Raw genomic sequence first — 23,589 nt, forward strand, 5'->3', positions numbered from 1 at the left:
GTCCGGACGCGTGTCTGTGCGACCGTCAGAAGAGCGCGGTGGCGAGTGCCCGGCGGGCTTGGCCGACACGCGGGTCGTCGTTGCCGACGATCGTGAAGTACTCGACGAGCCGCGCCCGCACCCGCTCACGCTCGTCACCGGCGGTGCGGCGCACCACGTCGATGAGGCGTCCGAAGGCGTCGTCGACGTGGCCGCCCGAGAGGTCGAGGTCGGCGACGAGCAGCTGAGCGTCGACGTCGTCGGGGTTCTGCGCGGCCGCGTCGCGCGCCGCGGTGAGCTCGGCGCCGTCGGTCCGCTGCAGCAGCTTGGCGCCGGCGAGCCGCTCGGCGGCCTCGCTGTCGGCCGGGTTCGCGGCGAGGAGCTTCTCGTACTCGGCGACCGCCTTGGCGTAGTCACCCTCGGCGTACGCGTCGTCGGCGGCGGCGAAGCGCGGGTCGTCGGCGGGCTCCTCCTCGGCACCGGCCGCGCTGCTGACGGGCGCGGCGGTGCCCGTCACGCCGTTCGCCTCGGCGACCCGGAGCAGCTCGTCGAAGTACTGACGGACCTGCGCCTCGTCAGCCGTGCCCTGGAAGAGCGGGACCGGCTGACCCTTGACCACGCCGAGGACGAAGGGGACACCCTGCGCGCCGAGCATCTGCGCGATCTGGGCGTTGGTGTCGACGTCGATCTGCGCGAGGAGCATGCGGCCCGCGTACGCGTTGACGGCGTCGGCGAGGACCTGGTTGAACGTGCTGCTCTGCGGCGAGCGCGAGGACCACAGCGACAGGACGACCACGTGGTCGACCGACGCCTGCAGGACCTGCTGGAAGTTCTGCTCGCCGACGTCGAGCACCCAGGACGCACCGGCAGGCGCGGGGCCGCCGGCGGGAGCACCAGCCGCGGAGGCTGGCTTCTTGAGCGCCGACAGGTCGATGGCGCCAGGACGCGAGAAGCTCATCGTCGGGTCTCCTCGGGTGTCGAAGTCTGGGGACGGATCAGTGCTCGGTGATCTCCGCGCGCTCCGCCTGCGACGTGATCGCCGCGCCGGGTGCCGCCACGTAAGGAAGGTAGCTCGGCGTCGTGCGACGCGCGAGGATGATGCCGAAGACCGTGAGCACGAGGGCGATCGCCAGCGGGATCCCGCCGAAGATGAGCAGGGCGTCGAGGGTCGACATCGACGAGCCCTCCTCCCACCCGATCGGCACCGCGGCGGAGGCCGGCGTCGCGGTGGCGACGGCGACCAGAGGCGAGGCGACGAGAGCGCCGGCGACGGCGGAACGGACTGCGGTACGGCTCCGGCTCAGCATGGCGGTCATTCTAACCGAGCGCTTCTCTGACCTAGTCTCGGCGGTATGCCTTCCGAGACCGACGGTGTCCCCGCGTCCGCGCTCGAGCTCGCCACCGCCTATCGACAGGGCGAGACCGACCCCGTCGAGGTCGTGGAGACGCTCCTGGGACGGGTCGAGGCCCTCGACGCGGAGGTCGGCGCGTTCGTGACCCTCACGGCCGACGAGGCGCGGGCCTCCGCCGCGGCGGCGCGCGAGGCGCTGCGCGGGCCGGGGGCGGACGCGCTGCCGCCGCTGTTCGGTGTACCGACGGCGCTCAAGGACCTCACCCCCACCGCGGGGGTGCGGACGACCTTCGGGTCCGCCGCGTTCGCCGACTTCGTCCCTGACGCCGACGGCACCGCCGCCGTTCGGGTCGCCGCCGCCGGCATGATCAGCCTGGGCAAGACGAGCACTCCGGAGCTCGGGCTCCCCTGCTACACCGAGCCGGACGTCGCCCCGCCCGCCCGCACGCCGTACGACCTCGGTCGAGGCGCGGGCGGTTCCTCGGGCGGCGCGGCTGCGGCGGTGGCGGCCGGGCTCGTGCCGCTCGCCGTCGGCTCGGACGGCGGAGGGTCGATCCGCATCCCCGCGTCCTCCTGCGGGCTCGTGGGGTTCAAGCCGAGCCGGGGCCTGGTCCCCGGCACGCCGGACGAGATCGACGTCTCCGGACTCGTGGTGACGGGCCCGCTCGCGCGTACCGTCGCCGACGCCGCCGCCCTGCTCGACGTCCTCGCGCTGACGGGACACCGCTTCGCCGACGCGTGCGGCCGGGCGCCGGGACGCCTGCGCGTCGCACGCTTCGCCGACCCGGTGATCGGTGAGCTCCCGCCGGACCCGGAGGTCCTCGCCGCGTACGAGGACGTCAGCCGCCTCCTCACCGCCCTCGGCCACGACGTCGTCGACGTGCCGCCACCGTTCGGGCCGGAGACGGTCGCGGCTTTCGAGACCGTGTGGTTCGTCGGCGCGGCGTCGGCGGTGGTGCCGCCGGAGCGCGAGGAGCTGCTGCGCCCGTTGACCCGGTGGGAGCGCGAGCGCGGACGCGCCGCGACCGGGACCGAGTACGCCGCGGCGCTGCTCGCGATGCGGCAGGCCGAGCAGCGCACCCTCGAGGCGTACGCGCCGTACGACGTCGTCCTCACCCCCACCCTCGGCCAGCTGCCGGCCCCGGTCGGGTCGCTGCGCAACGACGCCGACCCCGCGGCCGACTTCGCCGCCCAGAAGGACTTCACCCCCTACACCTCGATCTGGAACATCGCCGGCGCCCCCGCTGTCTCGCTCCCGACCGGGTGGAGCCGCGACGGACTGCCGATCGGCACGATGCTCGCTGCAGCACCGGGCGCGGACGCGCTCCTGATGAGCCTCGCGGCCCAGGTCGAGGACGCCGCCTCGGCACCCGGCAACCCCTGGAGGCGCCCGCAGACGCTGGTGGGCGCCCGCTAACGTCAGGGGCATGTCCGTCATCGCCCCCTCCTCCGACAACGGGCTGGTCCTCGACGAGGTCCTGAGCCAGAAGTGCTGGGAGGACGCCGACCACGAGGTGTGCCGCCTCGTCCACAAGTGGACCGGCAACGACACCGCCGCCGAGCTCGCCGACCTCCTGCTGGCCAAGCCGCTGGCGATCCTGGCGCTGGTCCTCGGCGGCCTCCTCGCCCGCTGGCTGGTCAACCGCCTGATCGACCGCATCACCCGCACGGCGGCTGCCGGCACCGTCCCCGGCGCCCGCGCCGCGGAGGCGATGTCCCCGATGCTGCACGCCCGCCGCGAGCAGCGCGCGAAGAGCATGGGCTCGCTGCTCAAGAACATCGCGACGATCGTCATCTTCACGGTCGTCACGTTCATGGTGATCGCGACGCTCGGCTACAACATCGCGCCGCTGCTGGCCTCGGCCGGCATCCTCGGCGTCGCCCTCGGCTTCGGCGCCCAGAGCCTGGTGAAGGACTTCATCTCGGGCATCTTCATGATCCTCGAGGACCAGTACGGCGTCGGCGACGTCGTCGACCTCGGCGACGCGGTCGGCACGGTCGAGGCCGTCAGCATGCGCGTCACCCGGCTGCGCGACGTCAACGGCACGGTCTGGTACGTCCGCAACGGCGAGATCCTGCGGGTGGGCAACCAGTCCCAGAACTGGGCACGCACGGTGCTCGACGTCCCCGTCGGGTACGACGTCGACCTCGCACGCGTCCGCGAGGTGCTGCACGAGGTCGCGCACGCGCTCTGGCAGGACCCGGAGTGGAGCGGCGCGATCCTCGAGGAGCCGGAGGTGTGGGGCGTCGAGCGCTGGACGCCGGAGGGCGTCGTCGTCCGTGTCGTCCTCAAGACGGCCCCGCTCAAGCAGTGGGAGGTCGCGCGCGAGATGCGCGAGCTGATCAAGGACCGCTTCGACGCGCTCCACATCGAGATCCCGTACGCCCACGCGGCGGCGTACGGCGCTCCCCCGCAGCAGGCGGGCGAGCCGGAGGACGAGCGTTAGCCGAGGTCCTCGGGCGTGTTGATCATGAACTGCGCCGCGTGGGTCACGTACGCCCAGAACTCACGGTCGTGCTCCGGGGAGAGCCCGACCCGGTCGAGGGCGGCGCGGAAGTGCGTGAGCCAGTGCTGCGCGGCGGTCGGCGTGACCGCGAACGGCGCGTGGCGCATCCGCAGGCGCGGGTGGCCGCGGCGCTCCGAGTAGGTCGTCGGGCCGCCCCAGTACTGGACGAGGAAGAGCGTGAACCGCTCCTCGGCCGGCCCGAGGTCCTCCTCGGGGTACATCGGCCGCAGCACCGGGTCCTCGGCGACCCCCTCGTAGAAGGCCGCGACGATCGCCGCGATCGTGTCGTACCCGCCGATCGCGTCGTAGAAGGTCTGCTGCTGCTCCGCCTGGTCCTGGCTCACACGTCCATTCTCCTGGTCGGCTCAACCGGCGACCACGTGAGGCTCCAGCTGCGTGCGCTCGCCGTCGGTCAGCGGGCGCGCGCGCCCCGCCTCGGGGTCGAACCCGATCATCACGTTGCGGGACGAGGCGAACACCTGCGCGTCGTCGACGAGCTGCGCGACGATCTCGAAGGACGAACGGCCGATCTTCCCGATCCCGGCGTGCACCGCGTACGTCGCCCGGCGCGGCAGCGGCCGTACGAAGGTCGTCTCGCTGCGCACGACCACCCACGGGAGGCCGCGTGCACCGACCACCGTGGCGTACGCGACCCGGGCCTCCTGCAGAAGCTCGAGCGTTGCCACCTGGTCGACGTCGCCGTCGACGCCGAGGTCACGCGCCCGCCCGGCTACCGGGAGCCGCCCGGTCAGCGCCTCGTCGGGACGGAGCGGCGCGGGCGGTGCACCGTCGGCCAGGGTCGTCCGCGCCTGCACGTACACGGTCGTCGTGCCGTCCTCGCGCCGGTCGGAGATCTCTTGGACCAGCACGTCGTCCTCGACCGTGGTGGTGACCAGCACCGGCTCCGGGCGGAAGACGAGGGGCGCGCGATAGTCGATCGCCAAGGCGGTCATCGGACGCGCCCGTACGCCCGCCTCCTCCGCGTACGCCAGACGCGCCTCGCGCAGGTAGTCGGCGTACGCGACGTTGTTGACGTGGTTGAGGGCGTCCATGTCGGCCCAGCGCATCGCACAGGCGTAGGTGTGTCGCACCGGGCGATCGTGGCAGAACGAGGTGACACTTTTCTCGACCCGCTCCCCTGTGTCCTTGCTCACGGTCGATGCGGTACGTTGCTAAGCGATCGCTTAGCGGCGAGGAAGAGCATCAGCAGAGCATCGAGGAGTACGTGTGAGCCAGCAGCGAACTGCCATCGTCACCGGCGCGGCCCGCGGGATCGGCGCCGCGGTCGCCAAGAGGCTCGCGGCCGACGGCCACAGCGTCGCCGTGATCGACCTCGACGAGGCCGCCTGCGCGGCGACCGTCGACGCCATCACCGAGGCCGGCGGCAAGGCGCTCGCCGTCGGGGCGGACGTCTCGGACGAGCAGGCGGTCGCGACCGCGTTCGAGCGCATCGTCGCCGAGCTCGGCGGCCCCACCATCCTGGTCAACAACGCGGGCATCATCCGCGACAACATGCTCTTCAAGATGTCGGTCGCCGACTGGGACGCGGTGATGAACGTCCACCTGCGTGGCGCCTTCCTCATGACGCGCGCCGCCCAGCAGTTCATGGTCGAGGCGAAGTTCGGCCGCATCGTCAACCTCTCGTCGACCTCGGCGCTGGGCAACCGGGGCCAGGCCAACTACTCGGCCGCCAAGGCCGGCATGCAGGGCTTCACCAAGACCCTGGCGATCGAGCTGGGCAAGTTCGGCGTGACCGCCAACGCGATCGCGCCGGGCTTCATCGAGACCGAGATGACGGCAGAGACGGCCAAGCGTCTCGGCGTCGACTACGAGGACTTCAAGAAGTTCAGCGCCCAGCAGATCCCGGTCGCGCGCGTCGGCCAGCCCGAGGACATCGCCGCGACGGCCTCCTTCCTCACCAGCGAGGAGTCGGGCTTCGTGTCGGGCCAGGTCATCTACGTCGCCGGCGGACCGAAGGACTGACCGTGGCCGACGACCTGCCGGGCCTCGACCTCGACCGGCTGGGCGCCTTCCTCGACAAGGACGTGCCCGGCCTGGTCACCGGTCCGCTCACCGGGGTGGTCATCCCCGGCGGACGCTCGAACCTCACGTACGACGTGACCGACGGCGAGACGCACCTGATCGTCCGCCGCCCGCCGCTCGGCCACGTGCTCGCCACCGCGCACGACATGGGCCGTGAGCACACGGTCATCGACGCGCTCGCGCCGACCGACGTCCCTGTCCCCCGGGTCTACGCCCTGTGCCAGGACACCGACGTGATCGGCGCGCCGTTCTACGTGATGAGCAAGGCCAGGGGCCGCGCGATCCGGCAGGCCACCGAGCTCGACGCGCTCGGTGCCGAGCGGACCGCTGCCCTCGTCGGCCGTCTGATCGACACCCTCGCCGACCTCCACGCGGTCGACCCCGCGTCCGTCGGGCTCAGCGAGTTCGGGCGCCCGGACGGCTACCTCGAACGTCAGGTGCGGCGCTGGACGAAGCAGGCCGAGGCGTCCAAGAGCCGCGAGCTCGCGGGGTACCACGAGCTGCGCGACTACCTCGGCTCGCACGTCCCGCCCCACTCCGACGCGGCGATCGTGCACGGCGACTTCCGCCTCGACAACGTCCTGGTCGACACCACGGAGGAGGGCGCCGACCGCATCACGGCCGTCCTCGACTGGGAGATGGCCACGCTCGGCGACCCGCTGTCCGACATCGCGCTGTCGATCGTCTACCAGGAGATGGGACGTACGGCCGGTGCCGCCGCCGTCTCCGACGCGACCCGTGCGGCGGGATACCCGTCGGTCGACGAGGTGCTCCAGCGCTACTCGGCGCGCAGCGGGCGCGACGTCTCCGACATCGGCTTCCACCTCGCGCTCGGGTTCTTCAAGCTCGCGATCATCACCGAAGGCATCCACTTCCGCTACACCCAGGGCCAGACCGTGGGCGAGGGCTTCGACCGGATGGGCCAGGTCACCGAGCCGCTCATCGCCCTCGGCCTCGAGGCTGCGCGCCGCTGACCTCTCCCTCACCCCCAGAACGGAGCACCGATGGACTTCGCACTCGACGCCCGTACGGAGGAGCTGCGCGACAAGCTCCTCGCGTTCATGGACGAGCACGTCTACCCCGCGGAGGCGCAGTTCCACGCCGAGGTCGAGGCGAACCCTGACCGCTGGGGTCCGCCGCCGATGATCGAGGGGCTGAAGGAGGAGGCGCGCAGGCAGGGCCTCTGGAACCTCTTCCTCCCCAGCAAGGAGGGCGCGGGTCTCACCAACCTCCAGTACGCGCCCCTGGCGGAGATCACCGGCCGCAGCGGCGCGATCGCCCCGGTCGCCCTCAACTGCGCCGCCCCCGACACCGGCAACATGGAGGTGCTGCACGACTTCGGCACCGAGGAGCAGAAGAAGCAGTGGCTCGAGCCGTTGCTCGCCGGCGAGATCCGGTCGTCGTTCGCGATGACCGAGCCCGACGTCGCCTCGTCCGACGCGACGAACATCGGCACGTCGATCGTGCGCGACGGCGACGACTACGTCATCAACGGCCGCAAGTGGTGGATCACCGGCGCGATGAACCCCGCCGCCAAGATCTTCATCGTGATGGGCAAGACCGATCCGACCGCCACGCGGCACCGCCAGCAGTCGCAGATCCTGGTCCCCCGTGACACACCGGGCGTGAACGTCAAGCGCGGCATGCACGTGCTCGGCTACGACGACCGCGACCACGGCGGGCACGCCGAGATCGAGTTCACCGACGTACGGGTCCCCGCCTCGAACCTCATCGCCCACGAGGGCGACGGGTTCGCGATCGCGCAGGCGCGCCTGGGGCCGGGGCGCATCCACCACTGCATGCGCTCCATCGGGATCGCGGAGCGTGCGATCGAGCTCATGTGCAAGCGCGCGAACGAGCGGGTCGCGTTCGGCCGACCCCTCGCCGAGCAGGGCGTGATCCGCGACTGGATCGCGGAGTCGCGGGTCAAGGTCGAGCAGCTGCGCCTGCTGACGCTCAAGACGGCATGGCTCATGGACACCGTCGGCAACAAGGGTGCGCACTCGGAGATCCAGGCGATCAAGATCGCCACCCCGCGTACGGTCGAGTGGATCCTCGACAAGGCGATCCAGGTCCACGGCGCTGGCGGCCTGTCGCAGGACTTCCCGCTCGCTGCGGCGTTCGCGGGCATCCGTACGCTCCGCTTCGCCGACGGCCCCGACGAGGTCCACAAGAACTCGCTCGCCAAGGCCGAGCTGCGCAAGCACCTCTGAGCCTCGGCTCCCTCTCCTGCCCTGAGGTTTGCCACGCCAGCGTGGACGACTGCGGTTGGCGCGGCGTGCTCGCCGCGCCAACCGCAGCGTCCCACGCCGGCGTGGCAAACTCTCGGCGTCAGCGGAGCTCTTCGATGCGGCGCTGGAGGCGGTTCATGCCGCCCAGCCAGCGGTCGGGGTCGGTCGCCTTCGCGCGGACGTAGTCGGCGACCTCGGGGTGCGGCAGGATCAGGAACCGGTCGTCCTGCAGCGCGTCGAACACGACCTCCGCCACCTGCTCCGGCGTGATCGCCGCGTCCTTCAGCGTCACGTCGCCGGCCGGCCCCGTGTCGTCGAGCATCGCCGTACGCACGCCCTGCGGGCAGAGCGCCTGCACGACGATCCCGCGGTGCCGGTACGTGGCCGACAGCCACTCGGCGTGCGCGACGGCCGCGTGCTTCGACAGCGTGTACGGCGCCGAGCCGAGCATCATCAGCAACCCAGCAGCCGACGCGGTCGCGACGAACCGACCCTCACCACGCTCGAGCCACTCGGGCAGCAACGCCCGCGCGGCCCGTACGTGGGCCATGACGTTGACCTGCCACGACGCCTCGAAGTCCGCGTCCGTCGCCGATGCGGCGTCACCGCGCGCGATGCCCGCGTTCGCGAAGAACACGTCGATCGACCCGAGGTGGCCGCGCGCGGCGTCCACCAGCGCGCGTACGCCCTCGTCGGTGGCCGCGTCACCCGGCACGGCGAGACCGCCGACCTCGTTGGCGACCCGCTCGGCCGCCTCTGCATCGAGGTCGTTGACGACGACCCGCGCACCGGTCGCGTACAACCGGTGAGCGATCGCCCGTCCGATCCCGTTGCCGCCGCCGGTGACGACGACACCCGCACGATCGGGCAGCACGTCAGACCCCGCCGGTGAGCGTGAGCCCGCCGTCAACGACCAGGTTCTGCCCCGTGAGCCAGCCCGAGTCGTCCGACAGCAGGAACGCGACGACGGAGGCGATGTCGGCAGGCACGCCGAGCCGCTTCATCGGGTACGCCGAGGCGACCTCGTCCTCGCGGCCCTCGTACAGCGCCGTCGCGAACTTCGTCTTGACGACCGCCGGAGCGACCGCGTTGACCCGCACCTTCGGGCCGAGCTCGACCGCGAGCTCCTCGGTCACGTGGATCAGCATCGCCTTGCTGGCCCCGTAGAAGCCGATGCCCGGCGCCGGCTTGATGCCCGCGACCGACGCGACGTTGACCACCGTGCCGCCGTGCTCGTCCATCCAGGTGCGGAAGACCTTCTGGGTCCACGCCAGCGCGCTCAGCACGTTGACGGCGAAGATCTTGTGCGCCGCCGCGAGGTCGATGTCGATCATGCGGCCGTACACGGGGTTGATCCCGGTGTTGTTGACCAGGTGGTCGATCGAGCCGAACGCCTCGAGCGTCCTCGCGACCGCCTCGTCCTGGTGCTCGGGGTCGTCGCCCTTGCCGGCGACGCCGATCGCCACCTCGGGGCCGCCGAGGTGGATGACCGCCTCCTGCAGCGCTTCGTCGTTGCGGGCGGTGAGGCAGACCCGCCCGCCCTCGTCGACGATGCGCTGGGCGATACCGAGGCCGATCCCCCGGCTGGCGCCGGTGACGATCGCCGTACGACCCTCGAACCGCTTCGCGTCCCCGCTCACGAGAGACGCTCGATGACCATCGCCATGCCCATGCCGCCGCCGACGCACATGGACTCGACACCGAACTGCTTGTCGTGCCACTGCAGCGAGTTGATCAGCGTCGCGGTGATGCGGGCACCGGTCATGCCGAACGGGTGGCCGACGGCGATCGCGCCGCCGTTCACGTTGAGCTTGTCCTCGGGGATGCCGAGCTGCTGCGCGGACCCGAGCGACTGCACGGCGAACGCCTCGTTGATCTCGAACAGGTCGATGTCGTCGAGCGACATGCCAGCGTGCTTGAGCGCCTGCGGGATCGCCTCGACCGGGCCCAGGCCCATGATCTCGGGCGACAGACCGGTGACGCCGGTGGAGACGATGCGCGCGAGCGGGGTCAGGCCGAGGTCCTTGGCCTTCTGGTCGCTCATGATGACCAGCGCGGCCGCACCGTCGTTCAGCGGGCACGCGTTGCCGGCCGTCACCGTCCCGTCGGGGCGGAAGACCGGCTTGAGCTGGGACACCGCCTCGTACGTGGTGCCTGGCCGCGGGCCGTCGTCGGCCGTGACCTGCGTGCCGTCGGGAAGCGTGACGGGCGTGATCTCGCGTGCCCAGAAGCCGTCCTTGATGCGCTGCTCGGCGAGGTTCTGGCTGCGGACGGCGAAGCGGTCCTGCTCCTCGCGGCTCATCCCGAGGACCTGCTGGACGTTCTCCGCGGTCTGGCCCATCGCGATGTAGACGTCCGGGAGGTGGTCGTCCTCACGGGGGTCGCTCCACTTCTGGCCGCCCTCGGTGAACGCCTCCGTCCGCTGCATCGCGTCGGTGAAGACGGGGTTGGTGAGCTCCTGCCCGGGGATCGCGTCGCTGTTGCCCTTCACGAAGCGGCTGACGGTCTCCACGCCGGCGGAGATGTACGCGTCCCCCTCCCCTGCCTTGATGGCGTGGAAGGCCATGCGGGTCGTCTGCAGGCTCGAGGAGCAGTAGCGCGTGACGGTCGTGCCGGGGAGGAAGTCGTACCCGAGCAGCACCGAGACGACGCGGCCCATGTTCATGCCCTGCTCGCCGCCGGGCAGACCGCAGCCCAGGATCAGGTCGTTGATGTCGCGGGGGTCGAGCTCGGGGACCTTGTCGAGCGCCGCCCGCACCATCTGCGCGGTGAGGTCGTCCGGACGCATGTCCTTGAGCGAGCCCTTGAACGCGCGCCCGATCGGCGACCGCGCGGTGGAGACGATGACAGCTTCAGTCATGAGCTTTCCTTCTGGTTGGAGAGGCGTTCCGACGGCAGTGTCCCGAGAGGTGCAGCGCGGTGAGCGGTGGCTCCGACGAGGTCAGAGACCGAGGTCGCGGCCGATGAGCTCCTTCATGATCTCGTTCGAGCCGGCCCAGATCTTGGTCACACGGGCGTCGCGCCACGCGCGGGCGACGCGGTACTCGTTCATGAACCCGTACCCGCCGTGCAGCTGGACGCAGTGGTCCAGGACCTCGTTCTGGACCTGGGACGACAACCACTTCACCTTGGCTGCGTCGATCGCGGTGAGCTCGCGCCGGGTGTGGGCGAGCACCGCCGCATCGACGTACGCCTCCACCGACTCGATGCGGGTGACGAGCTCGGCGAGGAGGAACTTGTTGTGCTGGAAGGCGCCGATCGGCTGCTTGAACGCGTGGCGCTCCTTCGCGTAGTCGATCGTCTCCAGCAGGATCTGCTTGGCGTGGGCCACGTTGGCGACGGCGCAGGTCAGCCGCTCCTGCGGGAGACGCTCCATCATCGCGATGAAGCCGCGGTCGATCTCGCCGATCACCTGGTCGTCGCCGACGCGCACGTCGCTGAAGAAGAGCTCCGCCGTGTCGGACTCCGCCTGGCCGACCTTGTCGAGCTTGCGTCCGCGGGTGAAGCCGTCCATCCCGGTCTCGACGGCGAAGAGCGTGATGCCCTTCGCGCCCTTCTCCGGGCTGGTGCGGGCGGCGACGACCACCAGGTCGGCCGACCAGCCGTTGGTGATGAACGTCTTGGAGCCGTTGAGGACCCACTCGTCGCCGTCGCGGACCGCCGTCGTCTTGAGCGCGGCGAGGTCGGAGCCGCCGGACGGCTCGGTCATGGCGATCGCCGTGAGCAGCTCGCCGGTGACGAACCGCGGGAGCCACCGCTCCTTCTGCTCGTCCGTCGTCAGCTCGACGAGGTACGGAGCGACGATGTCCGAGTGGATGCCCGTGCACGACGGCAGCGCGGCGTTGACCTTCGACAGCTCCTCGGCGAGCACGGCGTTGAAGCGGAAGTCCTCAGCACCGGACCCGCCGAAGGCCTCGGGCACCTCGAGCCCGAGGAGGCCCTGCTTGCCGGCCTCGAGCCAGTACTCGCGCGGGAGTCCCTTGTCTTCTGCGTACTGCTCGACGTGAGGGAGCACGCTACGCTCGACGAACTCACGGACGGACCCGCGGAAGGCCTCGTGGTCCTCGTCGAAGATGGCTCGCTTCATGGGAGTGCCTCCGGGTGAGGGGTCGCGATCACCTAGAGTGTACTAAGCGCTCGCTTAGCGTTGAGGAGGGTCCTCGCCCTCCGCTGGCTCGTCGTGCAGGAGAGACCATGACCGAGGTACCCGCTCCCCAGCGGTTGATGGACGCCGCCGTCGAGGCTTTCGCCAGCCGCGGCTTCCACGCCACCACCACCCGTGACATCTCGACGCGGGCGGGCATGAGTCCTGCCGCACTCTACGTCCACCACTCCTCCAAAGAGGAGCTGCTGTACGAGATCAGCTCGGACGGCCACCGCTCGACGCGCGACATGATCGCCGACGCGTACGCCTCGACCGCCGACCCGGTCGCACGCCTGGCCACCATGCAGTACGAGTTCACCAAGTGGCACGCCGTGCACAGCCGCAAGGCACGGGTCGTCCAGTACGAGTTCGCGGCCCTCTCCCCCGAGCACCGGCGGGAGGTCGCGGGCTACCGGCGCGACATCGAGCGCATCTACCGCGACGCCGTCGCCGAGGGGGTCGCGAAGGGCGTCTTCGAGGTCGACGACGTCCCGGGGACCGCGCTGGCGCTCATCTCGATGGCGATCGACCTCGTCCGCTGGTACCAGCCGGACGGGCCGCGGACTCCGGAGTCGGTGGGACGCCTCTACGCCGATCTCGCTCTGCGCGCCGTCGGGGCCCGTACGAGCTGACCCACGACGCAGAGCGGCCGCCCCGGAGCTTCTGCTCCTGGGCGGCCACTTCTTTGCATCGACGCAGGTGACGCCTCAGCGCGGAGAGGTCACTGAGCGAGGACGGCCTCGCCGGCGATGATGACGTTGATCTTGTCGCCGATCATGACCTTGTCGCCCTCGAGCGGGATGTTGAAGTCGATGCCGAACGCCTTGCGGCTGATCGTCGTCGTGGCCTCGACGCCCACGCGGGTGCCGCCCCACGGGTCGCCGCCCTCGCCCAGGAACTCGACCGCGAGCTCGACGGGCTTGGTGACGTCCTTGATGGTGAGGTCACCGGTGACGACGAACTCGGTGTCGGACTTCTGGACGACCCCGGTCGACACGAAGGTCATCGTCGGGTGGCTCTCGACGGAGAAGAAGTCCGCCGAGCGCAGGTGCGCGTCACGGTCCGGCGTACCGGTGTTGATCGAGGAGAGGTCGATCGTCGCCGTGGTCGTGGACTGCGTGATGTCCGGCGCGGTGGTGAGGCTGGCCTCGAACTTCTCGAACTTGCCGCGCACCTTGCTCATGAGGTGACGGACGGTGAAGCCGACCTCCGTGTGCGTCGGGTCGAAGTTCCAGGTTCCCGCGGTGATCTGTGCCATGGCTGTATGCCCTCCAGGTGATCGGTGGATGTCGTGCAGGTCGATGAGCTGGCGCCGCATGTCGTTGCGCTTTCAACCAACTCCCCACACCCTAGCCATAACTAATTGAATTCACAACTATTCCCTCGGTACACTTCTGGTATGACCTCGACCACTCAGGCCTCCCCGGACACGCGCTGGCTCGACGACCGCCAACAGGCGCTCTGGCGGTCGTTCCTGGGCGGCTCGACGGTGTTCTTCGACCAGCTCGACCGCGACCTCCGACGCGAGCACGACCTGTCGATGCCCGAGTACGAGATCCTCGTCCGGCTCTCGGAAGCACCCGACCACACCCTTCGCATGGCCGAGGTCGCGAACCAGGTCGCCCACTCCCGCAGCCGCATCACCCACACGGTCGCGCGGCTCGAACGCGCCGGCCTGGTCGAGCGCCGCTCGTGCGCGTCGGACGGCCGAGGGGTCAACGCGCTGCTCACCGACGAGGGCATGGAGAAGCTCCGCGAGGCGGCCCACACCCACGTGGGCGGAGTGCGCCGCTACCTCCTCGACAACGCGACGGACGAGGAGTTCGAGGTGGTCGGACGCGTCTTCGAGCGCATCCGGACCAGCCTCGAGGGCGCGCGCTTCTGACGTCCGACCCGACATCCCTGCGGCGTGGCCGAAAGCGGACGCGGTGGTTGACCTTCGCATCCAAGTGTTGCGAAGGTCACAGTGAAACGATTCAACACCGTCACACCGTCATGCTCGGCTCCGATTCGTCTCCGCGCTCACGCGCCGAAGGGATCCCGCTCGATGAGCTCACGCCTGTTCAAGCTTGCGGTCGCACTCACGGTCGCCGCCTTCCTCCTCCCGTTCGCACCCGCCCAGGCGTCCCCGCCGGGCGAGGTACGCCCCCAGACCCTCACCACCGACCACCAGACCCGCCCGCTCGGCGTCGGTGAACGCCTCCCGGCCTTCGGTTGGCAGCTGACGTCGCGCGAGCGCGCCCAGTCCCAGTCCGCCTACCGCGTGCTGGTGGCTTCCAGTCCCGCGCTCCTCGCCCGCGGGAAGGGCGACGTCTGGGACTCGGGCAAGGTCGACTCCACCGAGTCCCGGCAGGTCCCGTACGGCGGTCCGCCGCTGGAGTCGCGGACCCGCTACCACTGGAAGGTGATGGCCTGGGACGTGACCGGCCACGCCGGCCCCTGGAGCGCGCCGACCTGGTTCGAGACCGGCCTCCTCGATGCCACGGACTGGTCCGCGCAGTGGATCGCGCACGACACCGACCTCCCGCTGCCCACGTCCAACTCGCAGCAGAACACGCCTGCCTCGCTCCGAGCGGGCAAGACCCTCGGCCAGTCCGTCACCACGGACCGGCCGTTCGACCGCATCGGGGGCAGCTTCCCGACGTGGGGCACCGCCGACTCCGACTTCACCCTGACGCTCCGCCGCGGAGGGCCGACCGGTGAGGCCGTCGCCGAGAAGCGGTTCGTCGACCACGCCGACAACAGCTGGGCCGAGATCACCCTCGCGACCCCGGCAGAGCCCGGCGAGTACTACCTCGAGATGTCCGACCTCGAAGGCGTCGCCGGCTGGTGGAGCCACACCGACGACGTGTTCTCCGAAGGCCGCGCGTACGCCGACGGCGAGCCCGCGACGGGCGACCGGACCATCCGCTGGAACCCGACGACCGAAGCCGCGGCGGAGCTGACCTCCCAGCTGCGTACGACGTTCACCGCACGCAAGGACGTGAAGTCCGCACGGATCTACTCGACCGCGCTCGGCATCTACGACCTCCAGCTCAACGGCCGTGAGGTCTCCGACGACCGCTGGGCGCCGGGATGGACCGACTACGCCAAGCGCACCCCGTACCAGACCTACGACGTCACCTCGCTCGTGAAGCGGGGCGCCAACGCGCTCGGCGCCCGCCTGTCGACCGGCTGGTACGCCGGCAAGATCGCGATCTACGGGCCGAACCTGTACGGCAAGCTGCCCGGCCTGCTCAGCCAGCTGGAGATCACCTACACCGACGGCACGACCGAGCGCGTCGTCTCCGACACCTCCTGGAAGAGCACCGCGGGTCCGGTGACCCACGCCGACATCCTCGACGGCGAGGAGTACGACGCCCGCCGCGAGACGCCCGGCTGGACGCGTCCCGGGTTCGACGACCGCTCGTGGGCCCCGGTGGTCGAGAAGACCGACGTCGAGACCGCGCTCGTCGCGGAGTCGGCTCCCCCGGTCCGTGTCACGCAGGAGCTGCCGGTCCAGAAGATCACCGAGCCCACGCCGGACGCGTACGTGCTCGACCTCGGCCAGAACATGGTCGGCACGGTGGCCGTCACGCTGCGCGGGCTCGCCGAGGGCCAGAAGGTGCGGCTGCGGTACGGCGAGGAGATCAACCCGGACGGCACGCTCTACACGGAGAACATGCGCAGCGCCCGGGTCATCGACTACTACACCGCCCGCGGCGACCGCGTCGAGACGTACGAGCCGCGCTACACCTTCCACGGCTTCCGCTACGTCGAGATCACCGGGCTCTCGAAGAAGCCCGGCAAGCGGGACCTGGTGGGCAAGGTGCTCGGCACGGATGCCCCGATCACCGGGCACTTCGAGACCTCCGACCCCATGCTCAACCAGCTCCAGAGCAACATCGTGTGGTCGCAGCGCGGCAACTTCCTCAGCGTGCCGACCGACTGCCCGCAGCGCGACGAGCGCATGGGGTGGACTGGCGACATCAACGTCTTCGCCCCGACGGCCGCGTTCAACATGGACGTCTCGACGTTCCTCGGCGACAAGTGGCTGCAGGACCTCCGCGACGCCCAGCGACCCGACGGCGCCGTCACGGACGTCGTCCCGTACGTGCCGGTGGTCGGCGCGGGCAACGCAGGCTGGGGCGACGCGGCGGTCACGGTGCCGTACACCGTCTGGCAGACGTACGGCGACCGAGCCGTGATCGAGGAGAGCTACGGGTCGATGACGGCCTGGATCGACTACCTCGAGAAGAACAGCGAGGGCTACATCCGACCCGACGCCGGGTACGGCGACTGGCTGAACCTCGACGACAACACGCCGCGCGACCTGATCGGCACCGCGTACTTCGCCCACGTCGCCAGGCTCGTCTCGGAGATGGCCGACGCGATCGGCAAGGACGCCGACGCCGACCGCTACGCCGACCTCGCTGCCGCCGTGCGCGACGCCTTCGTCGCGAAGTACGTCGGTGACGACGGCGCGCTCCCGGGTGACGCCCAGGCCGGTTACGTGCTCGCGCTGTCCTTCGGTCTGATCCCGGACGAGCTCGTCGACGCGGCCGCCGACCGTCTGGTCGCCAACCTCGAACGGCACGACTGGCACCTGGCGACCGGTTTCCTCGGGACGCCGGACCTGCTGCCGGTGCTCACCCGGACCGGACACACGGACGTGGCCTACAAGCTCGTCAACCAGCGGACGTACCCGTCCTGGGGCTACGAGGTCGAGAAGGGCGCGACGACGATCTGGGAGCGCTGGAACTCGATCATGCCCGACGGCAGCTTCGGCGACGTCAGCATGAACTCGTTCAACCACTACGCCTACGGCGCGGTCGGCAACTGGATGTACCAGACGATCGGCGGCATCCAGCCTGATCCGGAGCAGCCGGGCTACCGGCACTTCACCGTAGCCCCGCAGCCCGGTGGCGGCCTGGACCACGCCGACGCGCGGTACGAGTCCGGCTACGGCGAGATCCGCTCGCGGTGGGAGCGCAAGCACGGCCGCCTGACGCTCGAGGTGACCGTCCCGGTGAACACCACCGCCACCGTCAAGCTCTCGGCGTCCGACCTGCGTGCGGTCACCGAGCGCGGCCGGCCGCTGACCAAGGCCGTCGGCATCAGCGACGCCCGCGTCGAGGACGGACAGGTCGTCGCAGAGCTCGGCTCGGGCACCTACCGCTTCACCGTGAAGGAGGACGCATGAGTCCGCACTCCACCGTCTGGCGCCGTCGCGCGCGCACCGCAGCGGCCGGGCTCGCGGCCGCCGCACTCACGCTCGGGCTGACCGGCGCCTCGAGCGCGACCGACCGCTCCCCCACGCCGCCGGCCTGGGACGACGCGACCGGCCGGCTCGACCCGGCGGCGTTCGCCGACCCGCCGTCCACGAGTCGCCCGCACGCGTTCTGGTTCTGGAACGGCAAGCTGACCGAGGCCGAGCTCGAACGCCAGCTCGACGAGATGCAGGGCAACGGCGTGGAGGAGTTCTTCATCCATCCCCGCCAGGGTCTGGGCGGCGAGTTCGGCAAGACCGAGAACGCGTACTACCTCTCGACCGACTACTTCGACAAGGTCGGCTTCGTGCTCGAGGAGGCGCGCAGCCGCGGGATGAAGGCGTGGCTGTACGACGACCTCAACTGGCCGAGCGGCTTCGCTGGCGGGCGGACCGTCCGTGGCGGTGACGTCGACGGGCGCACCATCGAGGCCGACCCCTCGTACGTGCCGTGGTACCTGTCGCCGAGCGCGGTCGAGGTCGAAGGCGGGACCACGTACGACGCGGAGGTCCCGGGCCAGGGCGACGGCACGGACGCTCCCCAGCCGGAGCTGGTCGCGACGCTGGCGGCGCGCAAGGCCGGCGACGGGACCTGCACCACCAATGGTGAGGCCCGGGGCGCGCAGCTCGACGGCGACTCGACGATCGAGCTGACCGACAGGATCAAGGACGGCCGGCTGACGTGGGAGGCGCCCGCCGGAGCGTGGTGCGTCGTGCACCTCGTCCAGCGTCCGCTCGAGAACTACCACCCCGACCTCGAGCCGGATGAGCCGTACGTCGACATGCTCAACCCCGACGTGACCGAGAAGTTCATCGACATCACGCACGAGACGTACGCCAAGCGGTTCGGGCCCCACTTCGGGACCACGATCCCCGGGATCTTCAACGACGAGCCGGGGTTCTACAACAACTTCCCGGACAACCGCGGCGGGCTGGACTCGCGTGGGTCGATCCCCTGGACGCCCGGCTTCCGCGACTACCTCGAGGAGAACGCCGGGTACGACCTGACGCAGGACCTGCTCGGGATCTGGTACGACGCCGGTGCGTCGACGACGCGCGCCCGGGTCGACTACTACGACGCGCTCTCCGACCGCTACAACGAGGCGCACACCAAGCCCCTCGCCGACTGGGCGGCCGACCACGACATCGCCCTGATCTCCAACCCGCTCGTGGAGGAGGACCTCGGCAGCCACAAGCTGATCGAGGGCGGGAGCTGGTTCGAGATGAGCCGCCACTACCAGCTGCCGGGCATGGACCTGATCAGCGGGCTCGACACCTCGGCGATCACACCGAAGCTCAACTCCTCGGTGGCGCACCTCTTCGACCGCAAGCGCAACCTCGCCGAGACGTTCGGCGCGTTCGGCTGGGACTTGACGATGGAGGAGATGAAGCGGACCGTCGCGTGGGAAGCCGCGGGAGGGGTCGACCTCATCGACAACCACGCGTTCTACTACTCCACCGACGGCGAGCGCGCGTCGGAGTCCCCGCCGAGCCAGTTCTTCCAGAACACCTTCTGGCCCCGCTTCTCCCAGTACGCCGAGATGGTCGGGCGCCTCACCGAGCCTGCGCGCGGCGCGGTGGCCATGAACCCGGTCGGGGTCCTCTACCCGAGCTCGTCGGTGATGGCGACGGGGACGCCGTGGGACGTCCGCGGGTTCGCCGGCAACGGGCCGGCGCTGGGACCGGTCGACGACTCGTGGAAGGGCACGTCGAACGACCTGTTGCGTGCTCAGCTGGACTTCGACTACCTCGACGAGCTGGCGCTGGCCGGTGACGAGGACCTCGGCGTCGAGGTAAAGGTACGCGACGGCGAGCTGGCCCTGCACCGCCAGCGGTGGCAGGCGCTCGTCCTCCCCCGGACCACGGTGCTCTCGCTCGACGCCGTACGGACCCTGGAACGCCTGGTCGCCGACGGCGGCACCGTCGTCGCCGTCGACGGCCTGGCCACCCGCGAGGCGTCCGGTCGCGACGCTGCCCTCCAGCGGCGTCTGACGGCGCTGTTCGGAACCGATCCGGCAGCACCCGTGGCCTCGACGAAGAAGCACCGCGGCGGCGGGCTCGCGGCGTACCTGCCCGACCGCAGCAGGCTGGCCGAGGTGGTCGCGTCGCGGGTGACGCCGGGCGTGACCCTGGACTCGGCACCGGACCTGCGCGTCCGCCACGTGAAGCGCAAGGCCGACGACGCGTTCCTGGTCGTGAACCTGTCCGGTCGCGAGGTCAGCACCACCGCACGCTTCGACGTGGCCGGCACGCCCGAGCACTGGGACCCCGAGACCGGGGACACCGAGGTCGCGCCGGTCTTCCGCCGCGACGGCGGCCGTACGGTCGTCCCGCTGACGATGGAGCCGTACGAGGCGCGCTGGATCACCTTCCGTCCCGGGGCGCACCCGACCGGCAAGGTTGCCCACCTCACCGCGACGAACGCCCACACAGAGGACGTCGCGTTCCGCGGCGGCGAGCTGCGTGCCACGCTCGTGGCCGACCGCCCGGGCGAGGTCTACGCCCGCGGCGCGTTCCGCGGGCAGGAGTACGGCGCGGTGACCACCGTCGACGACCCGCTCGAGCCGCTGGCGCTCGGAGGTGACTGGGCGTTCCGGTTCGACCGGGACGGCGCCCAGACCGTGACGCGACCCCTCGGCTCGTGGACGGACCTCGATCGGGACTACTCCGGGTCGGGCACGTACACGAAGAGGTTCACGTTGCCCGACGGGTTCCGTACGGACGACCGTCGGATCCAGCTCGACCTCGGCCGCGTCCGGGAGCTGGCCGAGGTGACGGTCAACGGCAGTACGGCGGGCTCGCTCGACTGGTCGCCGTACACCGTCGACGTCACCGATCTCCTCCGCGACGGGGAGAACGTGATCGCCGTGCGGGTGACCAACGCCTCGGCGAACGCGGTCGACGGGAGCGCTGCGCCCTCCGGCCTGCTCGGTCCCGTGGCGCTGCGCCCGCAGAAGGTCGTCGAGCTCGCGCTCACCCGCGGCACGCAGGTCACCTCGATGGACCTTGCCGTGGTGCCCGGCACTGCGTCCGTCACCCCGGGGCGTGCTGTCCGGTTCACCGCCACGGTGACCGGCATCGCGCCCGAGGACCTGACGGCCACGCTGCGCACGGCGGTCCCGGAAGGCTGGTCGGCCGACCCGGCGGTCGTCGAGGTGTCCGAGCCGTCGTCGGGGGCGCAGGTGCGGACCAGCGTCGGCCTGGAGGTCACGCCGCCCGCCGACGCTGCGGAAGGCGTGCACGAGGTCACGATCACGCTCGACGGGCCGGACGGGCGCAGCATCGTCCGTACGGCAGAGGTGAAGGTCGTCCAGTCGTACGCCGCGTGGGAGTTCGAGGCCGCCGGCGACACCGAGGGCTGGGTCGGCGCGAACCACATCGACGGACTCGAGGCGTCGGACGGGGCCTTGCGGTTCTCGTCGGTGGGCGGCGACCCGTACCTCGTGGGCCCGCAGGTGTCGGTCCCGCTCGGTGACGGCGCCGTCGTCGAGGTCGTGATGTCGTCGACGACCGGTGGCGGCGGTCAGGTGTTCTGGGCGACGACCGACGGCGGCTTCGCCGAGGCGCGCAGCGGCCGGTTCACGGTCGAGTCGGGCGGGACACGGACCTACCAGGTCCCGATCCCCCGCCAGGACGCGTCGCTCACCCAGCTCCGGCTCGACCCGATCGCCGGCACCGGTGACTTCGTGGTCGACGCGATCAGGGTGCTGCCCGCGGGCGCCACGGGCTGACGTACGACCCGACAGAAGAACCCGGCGTTCCACCCCGGATCTGGGGGTGGAACGTCGGGTTCTTTCGTCGGGTCCTGCGTCCGCTCAGTCGCGGGTGAGGCGGCGGTACGTGAGGGCGTGCGGGCGAGCCGCCTCCGGGCCGAGCCGCTCGACCTTGTTGGCCTCGTAGTCGGCGAAGTTGCCCTCGTACCAATACCAGTTGGCCTGGTTCTCGGCGTCGCCCTCCCACGCGAGGATGTGCGTGGCGACACGGTCGAGGAACCACCGGTCGTGGGAGATCACCACGGCACAGCCCGGGAACTCGAGCAGCGCGTCCTCCAGGGACTGCAGCGTCTCGACGTCCAGGTCGTTGGTCGGCTCGTCGAGCAGCAGCAGGTTGCCGCCCATCTTGAGCGTCAGCGCCAGGTTGAGGCGGTTGCGCTCGCCACCGGAGAGGATGCCGGCACGCTTCTGCTGGTCGGGCCCCTTGAAGCCGAACGACGCGACGTACGCCCGGCTGGGCATCTCGAAGTTCGCGACCTTGATGTGGTCCAGACCGTCGGAGACGACCTCCCACACGTTCTTGGACGGGTCGATCCCGCCGCGCGACTGGTCGACGTAAGAGATCTTGACCGTGCTGCCGACGGTCAGGCTGCCGGCGTCGGGCTCCTCCTCCCCCACGATCATCTTGAACAGCGTGGTCTTGCCGACGCCGTTCGGTCCCACGATGCCGACGATGCCGGCGCGCGGCAGCGAGAAGCTGAGGTCGTTGATGAGCGTCCGGTCGCCGAAGCCCTTGGTGAGGTTCTTGGCATCCAGGACGACGTCACCGAGACGCGGACCGGCCGGGATGTTGATCTCGGACAGGTCGACGGAACGACGACGCTCGGCCTCGGCGGCGAGCTCCTCGTAGCGGGCGAGACGGGACTTGCTCTTCGCCTGGCGGGCCTTCGGGTTCGAGCGGACCCACTCGAGCTCGCGCTCCAGGATCTTCTGGCGCTTGGCGTCCTTCTTGCCCTCGACGACGAGGCGTTCCTTCTTGGTGTCGAGGTAGGTCGAGTAGTTGCCCTCGTACGGGTGCGTCTTGCCGCGGTCGAGCTCGAGGATCCACTGCGCGACGTTGTCGAGGAAGTAGCGGTCGTGCGTCACGGCGAGGACGCAGCCGGGGTACTTCGCGAGGTGCTGCTCCAGCCACAGCACGCTCTCGGCGTCCAGGTGGTTGGTGGGCTCGTCGAGCAGCAGCAGGTCGGGCTGCTGGAGGAGCAGCTTGCACAGCGCGACGCGGCGCCGCTCACCACCAGACAGGTGGTCGACGATCGCGTCCGGCGGCGGGCAGCGCAGCGCGTCCATGGCCTGCTCGAGCCGCGAGTCGAGGTCCCACGCGTTGGCGTGGTCGAGATCGGTCTGCAGGTCGCCCATCTCCGCCAGGAGGGCGTCGTAGTCGGCATCGGGGCTCGCCAGCTCCTCGCTGATCGCGTTGAAGCGGTCGAGCTTGCCCTTGATGTCGGCGACAGCCTCCTCGACGTTCTCGAGGACGGTCTTGCCCTCCGTCAGCGGCGGCTCCTGCAGGAGGATCCCGACGGTGGCCTCGGGATCCCGGTAGGTGTCGCCGTTGTTGGGCTGCTCCATGCCCGCCATCAACTTGAGGAGCGTGGACTTACCGGTGCCGTTCGGGCCGACGACACCGATCTTGGCGCCGTGCAGGAACGACAGCGTCACGTTGTCGAGAACGACCTTGTCGCCGAGCGACTTGCGGACGTTGTGCAGGGTGAAGACGTAGTCAGCCATGGTGACTCAAGCCTAGGCGCTCGACCACGCTGTGCGTGAATCGGACGCCCCGCTATGCCGGGACCGTCTCTGCTCGCGCCCCCGGCAGAGGGGCTGCATGGCTGCTCTCGAACTCCGCGACCGCCTCGCCGTCGGAGGTGGACTGCTCCTGGGACGGGGCCGGCTCGTTGCGCGTGAACGCCGCGGTGCCGCGGTTGAGGTCGTGGCTCACGACCGTCGCCTCGAGGACCTGCCGCTGGTGCTGCTCCCGGGTGTCCTTGTCCTCCCAGGTGTGGCTGCGCAGCCGGCCGATCACGACCACGGGATCGCCCACCTTGAGCGAGGACGCGACGTTCTGACCCAAGGTGCGGCTGGCCTTGACGGTGATCCAGACGGTCTCGAGATCGCGCCAGCGGCCCAGGTTGCGGTCGAAGATGCGCGGGGTCGACCCGAGCCTGAACATCGCCCACCCGAAGCCCTTGCTCTCCCGGTAGTCGACCTCCGTGCCGAGGTTGCCGTACACGATCATCTGGTTGTCGCTCATCGGTTGCTCCTGTCTCGTCGGGGACACCAACAGCGTGTGTCCGACGAGCCCGTGGACGCACGACG

General features: G+C 70.4%; 20 protein-coding genes. 9 read left to right on the forward strand and 11 right to left on the reverse strand.

Translation table 11 applies throughout. The features are described from left to right. Positions 1-25: 25 nt before the first annotated feature. Positions 26-937 (reverse strand): tetratricopeptide repeat protein, encoded by a 912-nt coding sequence (locus tag NYZ95_RS05105; protein ID WP_262849372.1) that lies wholly within the window; start codon positions 935-937, stop codon positions 26-28. A 37-nt stretch (positions 938-974) separates the two neighbouring features. After that, entirely contained in the window at positions 975-1,286 is a 312-nt protein-coding gene (locus NYZ95_RS05110) for a hypothetical protein (RefSeq protein WP_262849374.1), read from the reverse strand. A 45-nt stretch (positions 1,287-1,331) separates the two neighbouring features. On the opposite strand from NYZ95_RS05110, the gene NYZ95_RS05115 reads away from it, so the two are divergent. Beyond that, the gene (locus NYZ95_RS05115; RefSeq protein ID WP_262849376.1) at positions 1,332-2,747 is read left to right on the forward strand and encodes an amidase; all 1,416 of its coding nucleotides are present in this window, start codon (positions 1,332-1,334) and stop codon (positions 2,745-2,747) included. Between the two features lie 10 nt (positions 2,748-2,757). Continuing rightward, the gene (locus NYZ95_RS05120) at positions 2,758-3,777 is read left to right on the forward strand and encodes a mechanosensitive ion channel family protein (RefSeq protein ID WP_262849378.1); all 1,020 of its coding nucleotides are present in this window, start codon (positions 2,758-2,760) and stop codon (positions 3,775-3,777) included. Here the strand turns inward: NYZ95_RS05120 and NYZ95_RS05125 are convergent. Further along, positions 3,774-4,181 carry a globin gene (locus NYZ95_RS05125; protein WP_262849380.1) on the reverse strand — a complete coding sequence of 136 codons (408 nt, stop codon included), beginning with the start codon at positions 4,179-4,181 and terminating at the stop codon, positions 3,774-3,776. The two genes, NYZ95_RS05120 and NYZ95_RS05125, sit on opposite strands and share 4 nt — an antisense overlap. Positions 4,182-4,202: 21 nt before the next feature. Continuing rightward, on the reverse strand, positions 4,203-4,928 hold the full coding sequence (locus tag NYZ95_RS05130) for an acyl-CoA thioesterase (RefSeq protein WP_262849382.1): 726 nt from the start codon (positions 4,926-4,928) through the stop codon (positions 4,203-4,205). 136 nt (positions 4,929-5,064) lie between these two features. Between NYZ95_RS05130 and fabG the strand changes: the two genes are divergently transcribed. Genes fabG through NYZ95_RS05145 form a run of 3 tightly spaced genes read left to right on the forward strand, consistent with a single transcriptional unit; the run spans position 5,065 to position 8,093 of the window. Beyond that, positions 5,065-5,820 (forward strand): 3-oxoacyl-ACP reductase FabG, encoded by a 756-nt coding sequence (gene fabG, locus NYZ95_RS05135; RefSeq protein ID WP_262849384.1) that lies wholly within the window; start codon positions 5,065-5,067, stop codon positions 5,818-5,820. Positions 5,821-5,822: 2 nt separating this feature from the next. Continuing rightward, on the forward strand, positions 5,823-6,854 hold the full coding sequence (locus NYZ95_RS05140; RefSeq protein ID WP_262849386.1) for a phosphotransferase family protein: 1,032 nt from the start codon (positions 5,823-5,825) through the stop codon (positions 6,852-6,854). A gap of 30 nt (positions 6,855-6,884) precedes the next feature. Next, positions 6,885-8,093: an acyl-CoA dehydrogenase family protein gene (locus tag NYZ95_RS05145; protein ID WP_262849388.1), complete on the forward strand. Its 1,209-nt coding sequence runs from the start codon at positions 6,885-6,887 to the stop codon at positions 8,091-8,093. A 118-nt stretch (positions 8,094-8,211) separates the two neighbouring features. Here NYZ95_RS05145 and NYZ95_RS05150 read toward each other — a convergent pair whose 3' ends face one another. The 4 genes from NYZ95_RS05150 to NYZ95_RS05165 form a co-directional block, all read right to left on the reverse strand. Further along, on the reverse strand, positions 8,212-8,985 hold the full coding sequence (locus tag NYZ95_RS05150; protein WP_262849390.1) for an SDR family oxidoreductase: 774 nt from the start codon (positions 8,983-8,985) through the stop codon (positions 8,212-8,214). 1 nt (position 8,986) lies between these two features. Then, positions 8,987-9,751: an SDR family oxidoreductase gene (locus NYZ95_RS05155; protein WP_262849392.1), complete on the reverse strand. Its 765-nt coding sequence runs from the start codon at positions 9,749-9,751 to the stop codon at positions 8,987-8,989. Continuing rightward, positions 9,748-10,971 (reverse strand): acetyl-CoA C-acetyltransferase, encoded by a 1,224-nt coding sequence (locus NYZ95_RS05160; RefSeq protein WP_262849394.1) that lies wholly within the window; start codon positions 10,969-10,971, stop codon positions 9,748-9,750. Before NYZ95_RS05160 ends, NYZ95_RS05155 begins: the two co-directional genes overlap by 4 nt. An 81-nt stretch (positions 10,972-11,052) precedes the next feature. Further along, positions 11,053-12,198 carry an acyl-CoA dehydrogenase family protein gene (locus NYZ95_RS05165; protein WP_262849396.1) on the reverse strand — a complete coding sequence of 382 codons (1,146 nt, stop codon included), beginning with the start codon at positions 12,196-12,198 and terminating at the stop codon, positions 11,053-11,055. A 107-nt stretch (positions 12,199-12,305) separates the two neighbouring features. Here NYZ95_RS05165 and NYZ95_RS05170 point away from each other — a divergent pair, with 107 nt between their 5' ends. Continuing rightward, the gene (locus NYZ95_RS05170) at positions 12,306-12,887 is read left to right on the forward strand and encodes a TetR/AcrR family transcriptional regulator (protein ID WP_262849399.1); all 582 of its coding nucleotides are present in this window, start codon (positions 12,306-12,308) and stop codon (positions 12,885-12,887) included. Positions 12,888-12,976: 89 nt separating this feature from the next. On the opposite strand, the gene NYZ95_RS05175 is transcribed toward NYZ95_RS05170, so the two are convergent. Further along, positions 12,977-13,513 carry a YceI family protein gene (locus NYZ95_RS05175; RefSeq protein ID WP_262849401.1) on the reverse strand — a complete coding sequence of 179 codons (537 nt, stop codon included), beginning with the start codon at positions 13,511-13,513 and terminating at the stop codon, positions 12,977-12,979. A 141-nt stretch (positions 13,514-13,654) separates the two neighbouring features. Here NYZ95_RS05175 and NYZ95_RS05180 point away from each other — a divergent pair, with 141 nt between their 5' ends. The 3 genes from NYZ95_RS05180 (at position 13,655) to NYZ95_RS05190 (ending at position 21,234) form a co-directional block, all read left to right on the forward strand. Further along, on the forward strand, positions 13,655-14,140 hold the full coding sequence (locus NYZ95_RS05180) for a MarR family winged helix-turn-helix transcriptional regulator (protein ID WP_262849403.1): 486 nt from the start codon (positions 13,655-13,657) through the stop codon (positions 14,138-14,140). Between the two features lie 162 nt (positions 14,141-14,302). Further along, positions 14,303-17,437, forward strand: a complete 3,135-nt coding sequence (locus NYZ95_RS05185; RefSeq protein ID WP_262849405.1) for a family 78 glycoside hydrolase catalytic domain — start codon at positions 14,303-14,305, stop codon at positions 17,435-17,437. After that, positions 17,434-21,234: a glycosyl hydrolase gene (locus NYZ95_RS05190; protein WP_262849407.1), complete on the forward strand. Its 3,801-nt coding sequence runs from the start codon at positions 17,434-17,436 to the stop codon at positions 21,232-21,234. The genes NYZ95_RS05185 and NYZ95_RS05190 overlap by 4 nt, the downstream gene beginning before the upstream one ends. Positions 21,235-21,318: 84 nt before the next feature. Here the strand turns inward: NYZ95_RS05190 and ettA are convergent, their stop codons facing one another. Then, a complete protein-coding gene (ettA, locus tag NYZ95_RS05195) occupies positions 21,319-23,001 on the reverse strand; it encodes an energy-dependent translational throttle protein EttA (RefSeq protein ID WP_262849408.1) in 1,683 nt (560 codons plus the stop codon). A gap of 52 nt (positions 23,002-23,053) precedes the next feature. Continuing rightward, the gene (locus NYZ95_RS05200) at positions 23,054-23,524 is read right to left on the reverse strand and encodes a single-stranded DNA-binding protein (RefSeq protein WP_262849409.1); all 471 of its coding nucleotides are present in this window, start codon (positions 23,522-23,524) and stop codon (positions 23,054-23,056) included. Positions 23,525-23,589 lie beyond the last annotated feature (65 nt).

Origin of the sequence: Mumia quercus (genome assembly GCF_025506335.1) — a bacterium.
In the GTDB taxonomy this organism is placed as follows: domain Bacteria; phylum Actinomycetota; class Actinomycetes; order Propionibacteriales; family Nocardioidaceae; genus Mumia; species Mumia quercus.

Bases quoted from the DNA above. Each gene is read 5' to 3' on its own strand.
- NYZ95_RS05110 (WP_262849374.1), bottom strand. From the start codon at position 1,286: ATGCTGAGCCGGAGCCGTACCGCAGTCCGTTCCGCCGTCGCCGGCGCT.
- NYZ95_RS05115 (WP_262849376.1), top strand. From the start codon at position 1,332: ATGCCTTCCGAGACCGACGGTGTCCCCGCGTCCGCGCTCGAGCTCGCC.
- NYZ95_RS05185 (WP_262849405.1), top strand. From the start codon at position 14,303: ATGAGCTCACGCCTGTTCAAGCTTGCGGTCGCACTCACGGTCGCCGCC.
- NYZ95_RS05170 (WP_262849399.1), top strand. From the start codon at position 12,306: ATGACCGAGGTACCCGCTCCCCAGCGGTTGATGGACGCCGCCGTCGAG.
- NYZ95_RS05105 (WP_262849372.1), bottom strand. From the start codon at position 937: ATGAGCTTCTCGCGTCCTGGCGCCATCGACCTGTCGGCGCTCAAGAAG.
- NYZ95_RS05145 (WP_262849388.1), top strand. From the start codon at position 6,885: ATGGACTTCGCACTCGACGCCCGTACGGAGGAGCTGCGCGACAAGCTC.
- NYZ95_RS05190 (WP_262849407.1), top strand. From the start codon at position 17,434: ATGAGTCCGCACTCCACCGTCTGGCGCCGTCGCGCGCGCACCGCAGCG.
- NYZ95_RS05120 (WP_262849378.1), top strand. From the start codon at position 2,758: ATGTCCGTCATCGCCCCCTCCTCCGACAACGGGCTGGTCCTCGACGAG.
- NYZ95_RS05200 (WP_262849409.1), bottom strand. From the start codon at position 23,524: ATGAGCGACAACCAGATGATCGTGTACGGCAACCTCGGCACGGAGGTC.
- NYZ95_RS05160 (WP_262849394.1), bottom strand. From the start codon at position 10,971: ATGACTGAAGCTGTCATCGTCTCCACCGCGCGGTCGCCGATCGGGCGC.
- ettA (WP_262849408.1), bottom strand. From the start codon at position 23,001: ATGGCTGACTACGTCTTCACCCTGCACAACGTCCGCAAGTCGCTCGGC.
- NYZ95_RS05180 (WP_262849403.1), top strand. From the start codon at position 13,655: ATGACCTCGACCACTCAGGCCTCCCCGGACACGCGCTGGCTCGACGAC.
- NYZ95_RS05175 (WP_262849401.1), bottom strand. From the start codon at position 13,513: ATGGCACAGATCACCGCGGGAACCTGGAACTTCGACCCGACGCACACG.
- NYZ95_RS05165 (WP_262849396.1), bottom strand. From the start codon at position 12,198: ATGAAGCGAGCCATCTTCGACGAGGACCACGAGGCCTTCCGCGGGTCC.